The sequence below is a fragment of the Pseudomonas putida genome (assembly GCF_009883635.2).
Classification (GTDB): Bacteria; Pseudomonadota; Gammaproteobacteria; order Pseudomonadales; family Pseudomonadaceae; genus Aquipseudomonas; species Aquipseudomonas putida_W.
The window spans coordinates 1,001,389-1,017,288 of record NZ_CP026115.2 but is presented as its reverse complement, the minus strand read 5'-3'; the positions used below and the strand labels follow the sequence as shown (position 1 = coordinate 1,017,288).

Sequence of the window (15,900 nt, the reverse complement as noted above, 5' to 3'; positions counted from 1 at the left end):
TCTCCCTGGGTCACAAAAAATTCCTGCTTTCGCCAATAAAATGACGATATTTATAGTTCAAATCGTTTCACGTTTGTAACAACAGAGCTAAGAACATTTAACGCGCGAGCTAAGAATATTTTTTCATAACGCATATGCGAAAAAAAACTTATGCGGTCTATGCAAAGCAAGACATTGTTTCATCCAAGTGAATTTGCGAGCCGCTGCAAGGCGCGGCTTACAGGCACTTCAGGAAATTCCAGATTTTTTACAGCTAAGGACACGGATCGGATAGGTGAAAGCAGTATTTGGCGACAAAAAATTGGCATGTATTGATGGCCAACTTACATTACTACTATCGCCAAAGTAGTGCCTGAGAGAACGATTCTCACCGTTGAGATTTTTCGGACTCCTTGCTCACACCTGCCTGCGCAATGTCATTGGCTGATATAGCCGATCAGTTAGGGGAGGCGTGCGCTCATGGCTAAGTTAGTCGGTGTGGTCAGCAAGGTGATTGGTCAGGTTTTCGCAGTTGCCAGCGATGGTAGTCGGCGACCCTTGATCGAAGGTGACCGCCTGTTCGCTGGCGAGCAACTGGAAACGGGGGCTGCGGGGGCCGTGGCGGTGCACCTGCAGAACGGTGCCGAATTGACCCTGGGCCGTGACAGCAGCCTGGAAATGACCCCGGACCTGCTCGCCAACCGGGCACCTCATGTGCAGGGCCACGACGTTGCACCGAGCGATGCGCAACTGAGTGATGTGGAGCGCATCCAGCAGGCGATTGCGGCTGGCGACGACCCCACCCAAAGCGCCGAGGCAACCGCTGCCGGGCCAGGCAACGGTAATGCTTCGGGGGCTCTGGGGGGTGGCCACAGTTTCGTCATGCTGAGTGAAGTCGGCGCCCGTGTCGATCCGGTGGTGGGCTTCCCGACGGCAGGCTTCAATGGCTTTCCCGAGCTTGCCAACCGCGAAGTGGGCGGTCTCGACCCCAGCAATGGTAGTTCGCTCAACGGTCGGCCGGTTGGCGGCGACGATGGCGGCACGGGGCCTACGGAGCCGTCCATCCCGACGGTAGACGAAAACCATCCGGTCACGCTGCTGGGCCTTGATATCACACCCGGTGAGCTGAGCCTGAACGAGGCGAACCTGCCGCTGGGCTCTGCCAGTGATGCAGCGGCCTTGACCCAGCACGGCAGCTTTACCGTGGTGGCTCAGGATGGCGTGTTCAACCTCAGTGTTGGTGGCATCAATGTGGTCACGGGTGGCGTGGTGACCGGCGTTGGCCAGTCGATCACCACCGGGCTGGGCAACATCCTGACGATTACCGGCTACAACCCGAGCACTGGCGTGGTGAATTACAGCTACACGCTGACTGCAACCGGGCAACATATCGAGGACGACGGGGCCAAGTCGCTGACCGAGCACTTGCCGGTTCTGGTGAGTGACAGTGACGGCGATGTCGCCCAAGGTTCGCTGGACGTGATCATTCACGATGATGCGCCGCAGGCTTTCAACGATGGCAACGGGGTCACGGCGACCGAGCAGCATGTCGAACTGACTGGCAACGTGCTGACCAACGACGTGCAAGGCGCCGACCGCGTGGCTGGCGGCCCAGTGATTGCCGCCACTTATACCGGCACCTACGGCACGCTGGTGCTGGCCGCAGACGGCTCCTACACCTACACACTCAACCCCAACGCCCCGGACTTCAAGAACCTGGGCGGTGGCGGCAATGGCGTGGAGAACTTCACCTACACGATCAAGGACGCTGACGGCGACACCAGCACGGCGACGTTGACGCTGAACATCAGCAACCTCAACAACCCGGTCACTCTCGACGGCCTGGCCGTGCAGAACGGCGAACTGACGGTTTACGAGAAGCACCTGAGCGACGGCACCGCGCCAGACGCGAGTGCACTGACCCAGCAAGGTACCTTCAAGGTGACGGCGGCTGACGGCCTGCAAAGCCTGACCGTGGGCGGTATCGCCGTGGTCACAGGTGGCGTGGCTGCCGGCTTCCCGCAATCGGTGATGACGCCGGAAGGCAACACCCTGACCATCACCGGCTACAACCCGAGCACTGGTGTGGTGAGCTACAGCTACACCCTGACTGGCAACGAAAGCCACCCGGACGGCGCTGGTACCAACAGCATCAGCGAGCACTTCGACGTGGTCGCCAAGGATGTAGATGGCAGCACCGCCACCGGCAGCCTGGACGTGAACATTGTCGATGACGTACCGCAGGCGGCGGCGGATACCACCAGCGTGGTGGAAGGCGGGACAGCCACGGGCAACGTGCTGTGGAACGACAAGCTGGGGGCGGACCAGGCGGGCACGAGCAATGTCGTGGTCGGCGCACGCGCCGGCTCCGATACGTCGACATCGGCCATCGGCAATCTCAACACCGCGATCGTTGGCCAGTACGGCACCTTGACCATCGATGCGGCGGGTAATGCGGTCTATCACGCCAACCCGAATGCGGTGCTGCCACAAGGCGCCAGCGACGTTTTCGTCTATACCATTCGCGACACTGACGGTGACGAGAGCACCACGACCATCACGATCAATGTGCAGGACTGCTCGCTCGTTGCCGGCCCCGTTGGCGGGGTAACGGTCCACGAGAGCGCCCTGGATACGCATCAGGACGGCAACGACCTGGCCGCCGGCAGCGTCACTGGCAGCGACCCGGACTCGACCCGCGAAACCGCGTCCGGCAGCCTGGCGGGCACGGCCAGCGGCGGTGTCGGTGCGTTGACCTACAGCCTGTTGGGCAATGCCACTGGCCAGTACGGCCAGCTTCACCTGAACGCCGACGGTACCTACACCTACACCCTGACTTCGCCGGCCAATTCACCCACCCACGCCAATGACGGCCCCAACACCGTTACCGAAACGTTCACCTACCAGGTGAAAGATTCGGTCGGCAACTCGACCACCAGCACCATTGTCATCACCATCGTCGACGACGTGCCGCAAGCCCACAGCGATTTTACGAGTGTGTACAAGGGCGACGTAGTGCGCGGCAATGTGATGTACAACGATGTGGTCGGGGCCGACGTGCGCAGCGATGGCAACTACGTGGTCGGCGTGCGCGCCGGTAGCGACACTTCTACGTCGGCCATCGGCCAGCTGAACACCCAGGTGAACGGCCAATACGGCTACCTGACCATCGACGAGAAGGGCAACGCGGTCTACCACTCCAACCCGGACGTGGTGTCGCCGCGAGATGCCGTCGACACCTTCGTCTACACCATCCGCGATGCCGACGGTGACGAAAGCACCACGACGATCACCATCAACGTCCACAACTCGCTGATGGCTTGTGCGGACCGCGATGTCACGGTGTACGAAAACGCTCTGGACCTGCACAAGGATGGCAATGACTTGGCCGCCGGCAGCGTCACTGGCAGCGACCCGGATTCGACCCGCGAAACCGCCAGCGGCACCTTGGTCGGCTCTGCCAGCGGGGGTGTCGGTGCGTTGACCTACAGCCTGTTGAGCGATGCCACGGGCCAGTACGGCCAGCTTCACCTGAACGCCGACGGCACCTACACCTACACCCTGACTTCGCCGGCCAATTCACCCACCCACGCCAATGACGGCCCCAACACCGTCACTGAAACCTTCACTTACCAGGTGAAAGACTCGGTCGGCAACTCGACCACCAGCACCATCGTCATCACCATCGTCGACGACGTACCGCAAGCCCACAGCGATTACACCAGCGTGTACAAGGGCGAGGAGGTACGCGGCAATGTGCTGTACAACGATGTGGTCGGTGCCGACGTGCGCGGCGATGGCAACTACGTGGTCGGCGTGCGCGCCGGTAGCGACACTTCTACGTCGGCCATCGGCCAGCTGAACACCCAGGTAAACGGCCAATACGGCTACCTGACCATCGACGAGAAGGGCAACGCGGTCTACCACTCCAACCCGGACGTGGTGTCGCCGCGAGATGCCGTCGACACCTTTGTCTACACCATCCGCGATGCCGACGGTGACGAAAGCACCACGACGATCACCATCAACGTCCACAACTCGCTGATGGCTTGTGCGGACCGCGATGTCACGGTGTACGAAAACGCTCTGGACCTGCACAAGGATGGCAATGACCTGGCCGCCGGCAGCGTTACTGGCAGCGACCCGGATTCGACCCGCGAAACCGCCAGCGGCACCTTGGTCGGCTCTGCCAGCGGCGGTGTCGGTGCGTTGACCTACAGCCTGTTGAGCGATGCCACGGGCCAGTACGGCCAGCTTCACCTGAACGCCGACGGCACCTACACCTACACCCTGACTTCGCCGGCCAATTCACCCGCCCACGCCAATGACGGCCCCAACACCGTCACTGAAACCTTCACTTACCAGGTGAAAGACTCGGTCGGCAACTCGACCACCAGCACCATCGTCATCACCATCGTCGACGACGTACCGCAAGCCCACAGCGATTACACCAGCGTGTACAAGGGCGACGAGGTGCGCGGCAATGTGCTGTACAACGATGTGGTCGGTGCCGACGTGCGCAGCGATGGCAACTACGTGGTCGGCGTGCGCGCCGGCAGCGATACCAGTACCTCGGCCATCGGTCAGCTGAACACCCAGGTGAACGGCCAGTACGGCTACCTGACCATCGACGAGAAGGGCAATGCGGTCTACCACTCCAACCCGGATGTGGTGTCGCCGCGAGATGCCGTCGACACCTTCGTCTACACCATCCGCGATGCCGACGGTGACGAAAGCACCACCACGATCACCATCAACGTGCATGACCCGCGCATCGAAGTGTGCATGGACGGCGAAGCCACGGTGTTCGAGAAAGCCCTGGACTTGAACAAGGATGGCAGCGATCTGGCCGCCGGTACGGTCACCGGCAGCGATCCGACATCGCCCCTGGAAACCGCCTCTGGCAGCCTGGCCGGTTTGGCCAGTGGTGGCATCGGCGCATTGTCCTACAGCCTGGTCAGCAATGCCGTTGGCCAATACGGCCAGATTCACCTGAATGCCGACGGCAGCTACACCTATACCCTGACCTCACCGGCAAACTCACCGACCCATGCCAACGATGGCGCCAACACCGTCACTGAATCCTTTACCTATCAGGTTCAGGACGCCTACGGCCATTCGGCCACCAGTACCATTGTCATCAGCATTGTCGACGACGTGCCCCAGGCCCATTGCGATTTTGTCAGCGTCTACAAGGGCGACGAGGTGCGCGGCAATGTGATGTACAACGATCTGGTCGGTGCCGACGTGCGCGGCGATGGCAACTACGTGGTCGGCGTGCGTGCCGGCAGCGACACATCCACTTCGGCCATCGGCCAGCTGAACAGCCAGGTGAACGGCCAGTACGGCTACCTGACCATCGACGAGAAGGGCAATGCGGTCTACCACTCCAACCCTGACGTGGAGTCGCCGAGGGATGCCGTCGACCGCTTCGTCTACACCATCCGCGATGCCGATGGCGACGAAAGCACCACGACCCTGACCATCAACGTGCACGACGCAAGGCTCATGGCCTGCGAGGACCGCGATGTTACGGTGTACGAAAAAGCCCTGGACCTGCACAAGGATGGCAACGACCTGGCGGCAGGCAGCGCCATCGGCAGCGACCCAAGCTCGACCGGCGAAACGGCGTCCGGCTCGCTGGTGGGTTCGGTGTCCGGTGGTGTAGGGGCAATTACCTACAGCCTGGTGGGCAACGCGGTCGGCCAGTATGGGCAGATCAGCGTCAACCCTGACGGCAGCTATACCTACACGCTGACCTCGCCCGCCAATACACCGGGTGCCGACTCTACGGTCGAATACTTCACTTACAAGGCCACCGATTCCCTGGGTCACAGCATCACCAGCAACATTGCCATCACCATCGTCGACGATGTGCCCAACGCGGTTTGCGCCGAGCGCAGCATCACCCCGGGCCAGGTGGATTCCAACATCCTGCTGGTGGTCGATGTGTCCAGCAGTATGGCGTCGGCATCCGGCATCCCGGGCCTGACCCGCCTGGAAGCGGCCAAGCAGGCCATCGCTGCACTGCTCGACAAGTACGACGATATGGGCGACATCAAGGTGCAGATCGTCACCTTCGGCACCGGTGCAGAAATCAAGTCGGCCGAATGGGTCAGCATCGACGTCGCCAAGTCGATCGTCAACGGCCTGCACGCTGGCGGCACCACCCACTACGACAGCGCCGCCACCACTGCCCAGACGGCTTTTGCCCAGAACGGCAAGCTGGACGGCGCGCAGAATGTCAGTTACTTCTTCTCCGATGGCGAGCCCAGCTCCGGCCACGCCATTACCCCTGCCCGTGAAACCACCTGGGAAGCCTTCCTCGACAGCAATGGCATCAAGGCCTATGCCATTGGCCTGGGCAAGGATATCAATGCGGGCAACCTCAACCCGTTGGCCTACGACGGCACCAGCCATACCGACACCAACGCGGTAATCGTCACCGACTTCAACCAGCTCCATGGTGTGCTGTCAGGCACTGTGCAGGGTTCGCCGATTACCGGCAGCCTGCTCAGCGATGGCACCTTTGGTGCCGATGGCGGTTTCATCAAGGCACTGCTGGTGGACGGCACCACCTACACTTACGACCCGAAAGCCAACGCCGGGCAGGGCGGATACCTGGCTAGCGGTGTCGCAGACAACGCCAGCTTCGACACCACGGGCAATACGCTCACCATCAAGACCAGCCTGGGTGGCAACCTGCTGGTGAACATGGACAGCGGCGAGTTCACCTACACGCCGCCCAAGGGCGCTGACTACTTGCAGTCCGAACGCTTCGGCTTCATGGTCAGTGACAACGACGGCGATACCAGCAGCGCCGACTTGCTGGTGCTGATCAATGGCAATCATGCGCCGATGGCAGGCGCGGACCATGTGATTACCAATATCACCGGTGCCAGTATTACCGTGCCGTCCGAAGCGCTGCTGGCCAACGACAGCGACGCCGACAACGACCGTCTGAGTGCGGCGCCGATCACCGTCGACACAAACTTCGCCAGCAAGGGGGCAGGTTTCACCCTCGGCAACAGCGTTGCGAGCATCTCTTTCGATGGCCATGGCAATACGCTCGACAACCAGTTCAAAGCCCTGGAACGCAGCGCCTTCACCACAGCGGCCGGCAGCATGACCGCAGCGCTGGTGGTACTCGGCTACCTCGGCAACATCAGCAGCAGCAACGCCAACAGCGAGGATGTGATCACCGTCAGTCTGCGCAAGGGCGAGACCCTGCAACTGGACCATGATCGCCCAGACGGCAACGTGGGCCTGGAGTGGAAGGATGCCAACGGCAGCTACCAGCCCATTGCCGATGGCGGCAGCTTCACCGCCAGCCATGATGGCGTGTACAGCATCCATGTGGTCAACCAGATCAACCCGTCGGACCACAGCAAGGCTGCCGAGAGCTACAAGCTGAGCCTGGTGGTCGATTACAGCAACGCCGTGAACGAAGTGCATCAGGCCAGCTACACGGTCACCGATGGTCATGGCGGCAGTGCGGCCGGTGCGGTGGATATCACCTACCAGGCCGGGACTACCCTGGACGGCACGGCAAGCAATGATGTGTTGATGGCAAGCAACGCCGACACCATTCTCAATGGTGGTGACGGCCATGATGTGCTGGTGGGTGGTGCAGGCAACGATCAACTATACGGCGGCAATGGCGATGACCTGCTGATCGGAGGCGCCGGCAACGATCTGCTCGACGGCGGGGCCGGCAATGACACCGCCAGCTATGCCTCGGCCACCAGCGCGGTCACCGTAGACCTCAGCCTGGGCGGCCCGCAGAATACCCACGGCGCCGGCATCGACACCCTGGTCAGCATCGAGAACCTGATCGGCTCCGACTACAACGACACCTTGATCGGCAATGCCGGTGACAACGTGCTCAATGGCGGCCTGGGCAACGACGTGCTGAAGGGTGGTGACGGCAACGACACCCTCATCGGCGGGCCGGGCGATGACATCATGACCGGCGGCAATGGCAACGACACCTTCGTCTGGCAGAAGGGCGACACCGGGCATGACACTGTCACCGACTTCACTCCGGGCAGCGATCACCTGGACCTGTCGCAGCTGCTGCAGGGCGAGAATGCCACGGCGGCTTCGCTGGATGACTACCTGCACTTCAAGGTCAGCGGGACTGGCAGCAATGTGGTCTCGACCATCGAGGTCAGCAGCGTGGCGGGCGCGGCGCCGACCCAGACCATCGACCTGGCGGGCGTCGACCTGGCTCAGCATTACGGGGTGACTGCGGGGGCGGGCGGGGTGATTTCGGCGGGGCATGATACGGCGACCATCATCAACGGGATGATCAATGACCATTCGTTGAAGGTGGATACGGTGTAAGCAGGTCCGTCCTCTTCGCGGGGCAAGCCTGTAGGAGCGGGCTTGTCCCGCGAAGAGGACGGCACAGGCGACAGCAGGGCTCAGTTGGGCCGGCGCAAGGTCTTCTGCTTGAGGATGTAGGCAGTCACCAGCACTGCACTGGTGAGCATGAAAGTCCTGGCCCAGAACAACGGCACCAGGTAGCAGGACAAGCCGATGCTCGCCCACATCAGCCCGATGGCGTAGACCTTGCCCTTAAGCGGAATGCCTTCGCCACTGAGGTAGTCGCGGATCCACGGCCCAAGCCTGGGATGGTTGACCAGCCAACCGTGAAAGCGCGGTGAGCTGCGGGCGAAGCAGGCTGCCGCCAGCAGCAGGAACGGGGTGGTGGGCAACACTGGCAGGAAGATCCCCAGCACCCCCAGCGCAACACTGAGCCAGCCGATGGCCAGCAGCAGGTAGCGCACGGCCGACTCAGTGGTGGCGTGGCTTGAGCAGCGCCGGTTTCTCGTCTGGAGCGTGCAGCAGCAGGAACAGCGCGCTCAGCGCTTCCGGGATCTGCACGATCATGTCGTCCTGCAGGTTGGCGTTGCTGGCGATGTCGGCGAATTCAGGCTGTTCGTCGAACAGGCCGGAACCGACCATGATCGGCAGCAGCATCTCGCTGACTTCTTCCTCGGCGTTCTCGAACCAGGCCTCTTCACGCAGGAACACCCCCTCCATGAAGCCGATGCACCAGCCGCGCAGGTCGGAATCGTCCGGCTCGTCGGTCAGGTCCAGGTCGCATGGCAGGTCGAATTCCTCGTCGCTGGCCAACTGGCGGGCGATGTGGCCTTTGAGGGCCACCAGCGTCGCTTCGATTTCGGTGCGCTGGGCATCGCTGGCGTAATGGGGTTCTTCGGCGAACAGCGCGTCGATCCATTCACGCTCGGGGACGTCCTCGGAGCAGATCGACAGCGCGGTCAGGTAGCCGTGTGCGGCGACGTAGTCCAGCGCTTCTTCGTGCAGCTCGTCGGCGTCGAGGAAGGCTTGCAGGCGGGTCAGTTGCTCGGCGAAGGACATTACAGGGCTACCTTGGGGAATAAACGATAGTGAATTCTAGCACCTTGCGGCGACGCCGGGGCAAAGGGAACGTCTGTCACCGGGCATCCTGTGCGGGCCGTCACTACGGTATACTCCGCCGTTTTTCATCCAGGGGCGGGATTTCCCGACCTTCTGGCAAAAGCCGCTTACGCTTTTGGCGTGTGCGGGGCGGGTTTTTCGTCCAGCCTGTGTCCAGGATGGTACGGCGATTTGTGGAGTTGCACATGCTCGAACAGGCTCAGCGCGTTCTCAAGGATATCTTCGGTTACGACAGTTTCCGTGGGCGCCAGGCAGCGATCATCGAATGCGTGGCCAACGGCGGCGATGCCTTGGTGCTGATGCCTACCGGTGGCGGCAAGTCCCTGTGCTTCCAGGTGCCTGGCTTGTTGCGCCCGGGCCTGACGGTGGTGGTGTCGCCGCTGATCGCGCTGATGGACGACCAGGTCGCCACTCTCGACGAACTCGGCGTGGCCGCAGCGGCGCTGAATTCCACCCTGAGCCCGGAGCAGCAGCGTGACCTGGCCGGGCGCCTGCGCCGGGGCGAGGTGAAGATGCTCTATCTGGCGCCTGAGCGCCTGGTGCAGCCGCGCATGCTGGACTTCCTGCGTGACCTCGACATCTCGCTGTTCGCCATCGACGAAGCCCACTGTGTCTCGCAATGGGGCCATGACTTCCGCCCCGAGTACCTGCAGCTCGGTCAGCTGGCCGAATTGTTCCCCCATGTGCCGCGGATCGCCCTGACTGCCACCGCCGACATGCGTACCCGCGAGGAGATCGTCCAGCGCCTGCACCTGCAGGGTGCCGAGCGCTTCCTGTCGAGTTTCGACCGGCCGAACATCTTCTACCGCATCGTGCCCAAGGAGGCGCCACGCAAGCAGCTGATGGCCTTCCTCGGCGAGCGCCGTGGCAACGCCGGCATCGTGTACTGCCTGTCGCGCAAGAAGGTCGATGAAACCGCTGCGTTCCTCTGCGAGCAAGGTTTCCCGGCCTTGCCGTACCACGCCGGCCTGGCCGCCGAGACCCGCGCCGCCAACCAGCACCGCTTCCTCAACGAGGAAGGGCTGATCATGGTCGCCACCATTGCCTTCGGCATGGGCATCGACAAGCCCAACGTGCGCTTCGTTGCCCACCTCGACCTGCCCAAGTCGCTCGAGGCTTACTACCAGGAAACCGGTCGTGCCGGCCGTGACGGCCTGCCGTCGGATGCCTGGATGGCCTACGGCCTGCAGGACATGGTGATGCTCAAGCAGATGCTGCAGAACTCTGAAGGTGACGAGCGCCACAAACGCATCGAGCAGCACAAGCTCGACGCCATGCTGGCCCTGTGCGAAGAAACCCGCTGCCGTCGCCAATCGCTGCTGGCCTATTTCGACGAAACCCTCGAACAGCCGTGCGGCCACTGCGACAACTGCGTCGACCAGGTCCAGACCTGGGACGCCACCGAGCCGGCCCGCCAGGCCTTGTCGGCGGTGTTCCGCACCGGCCAGCGCTACGGCGTTGGCCACTTGGTCGACGTGCTGCTGGGCAAGGACACCGAGAAGGTGCGCAACTTCGGGCACGAGAAACTTTCGGTATTCGGCGTCGGTAAGGGCCTGGCCGAGGCCGAGTGGCGTTCGCTATTCCGCCAGCTGGTGGCGCGCGGCCTGGTCGACATCGACCTGGAAGGCTACGGTGGCTTGCGCCTGTCCGACAGCTGCCGGCCGCTGCTGCGCGGCGAGGTGAACCTGCAGCTGCGCCGCGACCTCAAGCCTCAAACCGTGGCCAAGACGTCTTCCAGCGGCGGCAGCCCGGCCAGCCAGCTGGTACGGGCCGAGGAGCGCGAGCTGTGGGAGGCGTTGCGCACCCTGCGGCGCAAGTTGGCCGAAGAGCACAGCGTGCCGCCCTACGTCATCTTCCCCGATTCCACACTGCTGGAAATGCTCCGCAGCCAGCCGACCAGCCTCAGCGACATGGCCCAGGTCAGCGGTGTGGGTGCACGCAAGCTGGAGCGCTATGGCCAGGCTTTCCTCGAAGTGCTCAATGGCGCCGGTGGCACCGAGGAGGCGCCAAAAGTGGTGCTCGACCTGCGCCACGAGCTGGTCAGCCTGGCTCGCGCCGGCATGACTCCGGCCCAGATCGCCGGGCAGCTCAACTGCAGCGAGAAGAACGTCTACAGCCTTCTGGCCGAGGCCTTGGGCCGTCAGGAACTGAGCCTGGAGCAGGCGCTGGACCTGCCGGAAGACCTGATGATGGAAGTGCAGGATGCCTTCCTCGATGGCGAGGGCGAGTTGCCGCCGGTGTCGGCGATTGCCCCGCTGTTCGGCGCACGGGTGCCGGAAGGCGTGCTGTACTGCGTGCGTGCGGCGCTGGCGGCAGAGTTCGAACTCTGATGGGCGGCATTTCCGTCAACTGCTGATGTTTGTCATCCTTTTTGACGATTATCGGACGTTTCCGGGGCGGGCAGCCTTGCCTGATGCCCCGGAGCATGGTTAGCTGACTAATAATTAGTTCTAGTCTATGAGTTGCTTATGCCCCTGACCGACAACCAACACCGCTTCGGCATGCAGCTGGCACAGATGTCCCGCGGCTGGCGCGCCGAGCTGGATCGCCGCCTGGCCGGGCTCAACCTGTCCCAGGCGCGCTGGCTGGTGTTGTTGCACCTGGCCCGTTTCGAAGAGGCGCCCACCCAGCGCGAGCTGGCGCAGAGCGTGGGTGTTGAAGGCCCGACCCTGGCGCGGCTGCTCGACAGCCTGGAAAGCCAGGGGTTGGTGCGTCGCCAGGCAGTACTGGAAGACCGGCGGGCGAAGAAGATCCTGCTGTGCCCACCGGCCAAGCCGCTGATCGAGCAGATCGAGACTATTGCCAATGCCCTGCGCCTCGAACTGTTCACGGGTGTGGACGAGGCGGATCTGGAAGTGTGCATGCGGGTACATGCCAAAATCCTCGCCAACCTCGAGAAGTCCTGAATACTCTGGGGCTGCAAAGCGGCCCCGGCAATCTAGAACGTATGCCCCAGGTTCAAATACACTGCCTGCTCATTCGCGGTGTTGGCCCCATAACTCAGGTTCAACGGCCCCAACGGCGTCTCCAGCCCCAGGAAGATGCTCGCCGCATTGATGTAGCCACTGTCGAACGCGTTGTCGTTGTTCCACGCCCGCCCACGCTCCAGCGACCCACCGATATACAGCGGGAAGTCAAGCGGCAGATAGGCCCGCGGCGTCAGGCGCCGGTAGTAGACCATCCGCAGCAGGCTGACGTTCTGCCCTGACACCGAGTGCTGGCGGAAGCCCGACAGCTCCCTCGCGCCACCCAGCACGAAGCTCGAAGTCACCACCTCCGTTGGGTCCAGCGTGCGTCCATAGCGCCCGCCCAGCACGAAGGTGTTCGGGCCGACGCTGAATGCCTTGTCCAGGTTCAGCAGCCACTGCCGGTAGTCCTCGTCCGAATCCAGCGACTTGTCGTACTTGCGGAAGGTCAGGCCGATGTCCTCGCCACGGTGCGGGAAGTACACATTGTCGAGGGTGTCGAACGAATACTTCAGCTCGTAGAAGCCTTCGTTGAAGCTGACGCTGGGCAGGTCCTGATCGCCAACACGCACGTCAGCCTCACCCCAGGCCTTGCCTACGCCCAGGCGCACCTCGCCGGAAGTGCCGATCTGGCGGCCGACGTTGAGGCCGAAGCCATAGCGTTCCAGCCGGTACTCGGCGATCGGGTCGTTGTCCAGGGTCGCTTCGATGTTCTGCGAACCGAAGTCCAGATAGGGCGCGACGAAGTAGCGCGAACCCACGTCCAGCGGCTGGTAGAACTCGCTGTACAACTCCTGCTGGTCACCGATCTGGGCACGGGTCAGCCATTCCGCGCCCAGTCGGTTGATGCCGTTCATGCGGTAGCTGGCGCCAAGGTTGAAGGCGCTGTCACCGCGCAGGTCGTCCGACAGGTTCAGGCCCAGGCGCAGGTAGTCGGTGCCGCCGCGTTTGCCGCGGGCGTTGATCACCAGGGTGTTGTCGTCGCCCTTGTGCACCACGCGGTACTGCACCCGGTCGAAGTAATCCAGGCCATACAGGGTGCCCATGTCGGTCTGCAGGCGGTCGAGCGCCAGTGGTTCGCCAATTGGCTGGCGAATGTAATAGCGGATCACGTCGTCGCTGACTTTCGAGTCGTTCTCTATCCTGATTGCGGTGATCACCGGTGTGCGCTGGCCTGGCGAGCGCGCCACCGCGAGGCTGGCGTCGCTCTCTGGTTGGCGCAACGCGGCCAGGCGCGCGTCTAGCAGGCGGGTGGCGCGATAGCCAGCATCGATCATGTCCTGGGCACGGCCGAAGTCGGTGACGCCGAAGGCGGCCAACTGTGGCTGGACCAGGATGTCATCGCGTTGCAGGCTGGCGAGCTGCTCCTCGGAATTGCGCCGGGTCATCAGGGTGATCGACTGGTTGAGCACGTCGACCACCGTGGCCAATTGCTTGCGGTCGCGCAGCGGAGTGCCGATGTCGACCACGATGGCCAGGTCGACGCCCATCTCCCGGGCGACGTCGAGCGGAATGTTGTCGGTCATCCCGCCGTCTACCAGCAGGCGGCCATCCAGCTCGACCGGGGCGAACACCGCCGGGATCGACATGCTTGCGCGAATCACCTGCGGCAGGTGGCCACGGCTGAACACCACCTTCTCGCCGCTGGCGATGTCGGTGGCCACGGCGCGGAAGGGGATTGGAAGCTTGTCGAAGTCGCGGATGTCGGCGGTGTGGGCCAGCTTGCTTTCCAGCAGCAGCGCCAGGTTCTGGCCCTGGATCACCCCCAGCGGCAGGCCGAGGCTGCCGTCGTCGCGGAAGCTCAGCTTCTGTTTGACCAGGAAGTCGCGGTCATCCTGCTTGCGCCGGAACGGCACGTCCTCCCGTGGCGGTGCATCGGACAGCGCCTGCTGCCAGTCCAGCGTGGTGGCAAGTTTTTCCAGCTCCTCGATACTGTAGCCGGAGGCATACAACCCGCCCACCACGGCGCCCATGCTGGTGCCGGCGATGGCGTCGATGTGCACGCCCTGTTCTTCCAGGGCCTTGAGCACACCGATATGGGCCAGGCCACGGGCGGCACCGCCAGACAACACCAGGCCGACCTTGGGGCGGGCAGGCTCGGCGGCGAACACGGTGAGGGCAGTGAGCGTCAGCAAAAGGCATAACAGCATGCGGCGCATCTTGAGTCTCAAACCGAAGGCTAAAGACCGCTAGTATAAGCGGCTCCTTACCTGGAGATACCTCAGCATGGCCGACAACAAGCCGGAAATCGTCATCACATATTGCACGCAGTGCCAATGGCTGCTTCGTGCCGCCTGGCTGGCCCAGGAGCTGCTCAGTACCTTCACCGACGACCTTGCCCGGGTAGCGTTGGAGCCGGGCACCGGCGGTATCTTCCGCATCACCTGCGAGGGTGTGCAGATCTGGGAGCGCAAGGCCGACGGTGGCTTCCCTGAGGCCAAGGTGCTCAAGCAGCGCGTGCGCGACCAGATCGACCCGCAGCGCGACCTGGGGCACAACGATCGCTGATCAGGCGCCCTCGGCCACGGCCTTGTGCCGGGGTGGCTGTTCGGCGGCCATGCGGCTCGACAGCACGATAGCGAAGATGATCAGCACGCCGCCCAGCAGCATGCGCAGGGTTGGCGTTTCGGCAAACATCGCCCAGGCCACGGCGATGCCGTAGACCGGCTCCATGGCAAACACCACGGCGGCGGTGCGCGCCTTGATCACCGCCAGGCTGGCCACGAACAGGCTGTGGGCGACGCCGGTGCAGAAGACCCCGAGCAAGGCGATCCACAACCAGTCGATGCGGGCGACCTGGCTCAGCCCTGGGCCGGCGAAGGGCAGCAGGCACAAGCCGACTACCAGGTTCTGCCACAGCGCCGCCTGCACGGCGGGCAAGCGCCCGGAACCGGCACGGTTGGTCAGCGACAGCAGCGAGAACAGCAAACCCGAGAGCAAGGCCCAGAGCAGGCCGCCGGTGGCCTGGCTGGCCAGGTCGAATGCCGGGGTGACCAGGATCAGGCCGATGCTGACCAGCACCACCAGCACGCCTTCGTTGCGCCGGATGCGCTCGCGGAACAGCAGGCCTTCGAGGATCACTGTGAAGGCCGGGAAGCTGGCGAAACCCAGGGTGGCGATGGCCACGCCGCCAACCTTCACGGCGATGAAGAAACTGACCCAATGGCCGGCCAGCAGCACGCCGCCGAGCAGCAGGCGGCGAATGTCCTGGCCGCTCAGGCGCCGCCAGCCGGGCCCGGTGAGGCTGGCGAACAGCGCCAGGGCCAGCACGGCGAAGGCGGCGCGGCCGAAGACGATGATCGCCGGGCTGGCGCTGGCGGCCAGCTTGCCGAAGACGCCGGTCAGGCCGAAGAACAACGCGCCGATGTGCAGGGCGCCGAGGGCAGTGCGGTGGTTCATGCTGAGTCCTTGCTTGATTCTCTACTGGCTGTGCCGGCCCTTTCGCGGGGCAAGCCCGCTCCCACAGTGGCCCTGCGCACCTCGAACATTGTGGGAGCGGGCTTGCCCC

Annotated in this window: 8 protein-coding genes; 4 read left to right on the top strand and 4 right to left on the bottom strand. The window is 63.3% G+C overall.

Annotation, left to right across the window (positions count from 1 at the left end; translation table 11 throughout):
- Positions 1–459: 459 nt before the first annotated feature.
- On the top strand, positions 460–8,325 hold the full coding sequence (locus tag C2H86_RS04530) for a retention module-containing protein (RefSeq protein WP_159411598.1): 7,866 nt from the start codon (positions 460–462) through the stop codon (positions 8,323–8,325).
- An 80-nt stretch (positions 8,326–8,405) separates the two neighbouring features.
- Here the strand turns inward: C2H86_RS04530 and C2H86_RS04525 are convergent, their stop codons facing one another.
- On the bottom strand, positions 8,406–8,771 hold the full coding sequence (locus C2H86_RS04525) for a YbaN family protein (RefSeq protein ID WP_159411597.1): 366 nt from the start codon (positions 8,769–8,771) through the stop codon (positions 8,406–8,408).
- Positions 8,772–8,778: 7 nt separating this feature from the next.
- Entirely contained in the window at positions 8,779–9,366 is a 588-nt protein-coding gene (locus C2H86_RS04520) for a YecA family protein (protein ID WP_012315632.1), read from the bottom strand.
- A 245-nt stretch (positions 9,367–9,611) separates the two neighbouring features.
- Here C2H86_RS04520 and recQ point away from each other — a divergent pair, with 245 nt between their 5' ends.
- Positions 9,612–11,756 carry a DNA helicase RecQ gene (recQ, locus tag C2H86_RS04515; protein ID WP_159411596.1) on the top strand — a complete coding sequence of 715 codons (2,145 nt, stop codon included), beginning with the start codon at positions 9,612–9,614 and terminating at the stop codon, positions 11,754–11,756.
- A 138-nt stretch (positions 11,757–11,894) separates the two neighbouring features.
- Positions 11,895–12,332: a MarR family transcriptional regulator gene (locus tag C2H86_RS04510; RefSeq protein ID WP_027921057.1), complete on the top strand. Its 438-nt coding sequence runs from the start codon at positions 11,895–11,897 to the stop codon at positions 12,330–12,332.
- 32 nt (positions 12,333–12,364) lie between these two features.
- Here the strand turns inward: C2H86_RS04510 and C2H86_RS04505 are convergent, their stop codons facing one another.
- Entirely contained in the window at positions 12,365–14,551 is a 2,187-nt protein-coding gene (locus tag C2H86_RS04505) for a patatin-like phospholipase family protein (RefSeq protein WP_159411595.1), read from the bottom strand.
- A gap of 67 nt (positions 14,552–14,618) precedes the next feature.
- Here C2H86_RS04505 and C2H86_RS04500 point away from each other — a divergent pair, with 67 nt between their 5' ends.
- Entirely contained in the window at positions 14,619–14,900 is a 282-nt protein-coding gene (locus C2H86_RS04500) for a SelT/SelW/SelH family protein (RefSeq protein WP_159411594.1), read from the top strand.
- Here the strand turns inward: C2H86_RS04500 and C2H86_RS04495 are convergent, their stop codons facing one another.
- Positions 14,901–15,791 (bottom strand): DMT family transporter, encoded by an 891-nt coding sequence (locus tag C2H86_RS04495; RefSeq protein ID WP_159411593.1) that lies wholly within the window; start codon positions 15,789–15,791, stop codon positions 14,901–14,903. It abuts the gene before it with no gap.
- Positions 15,792–15,900: the final 109 nt, after the last annotated feature.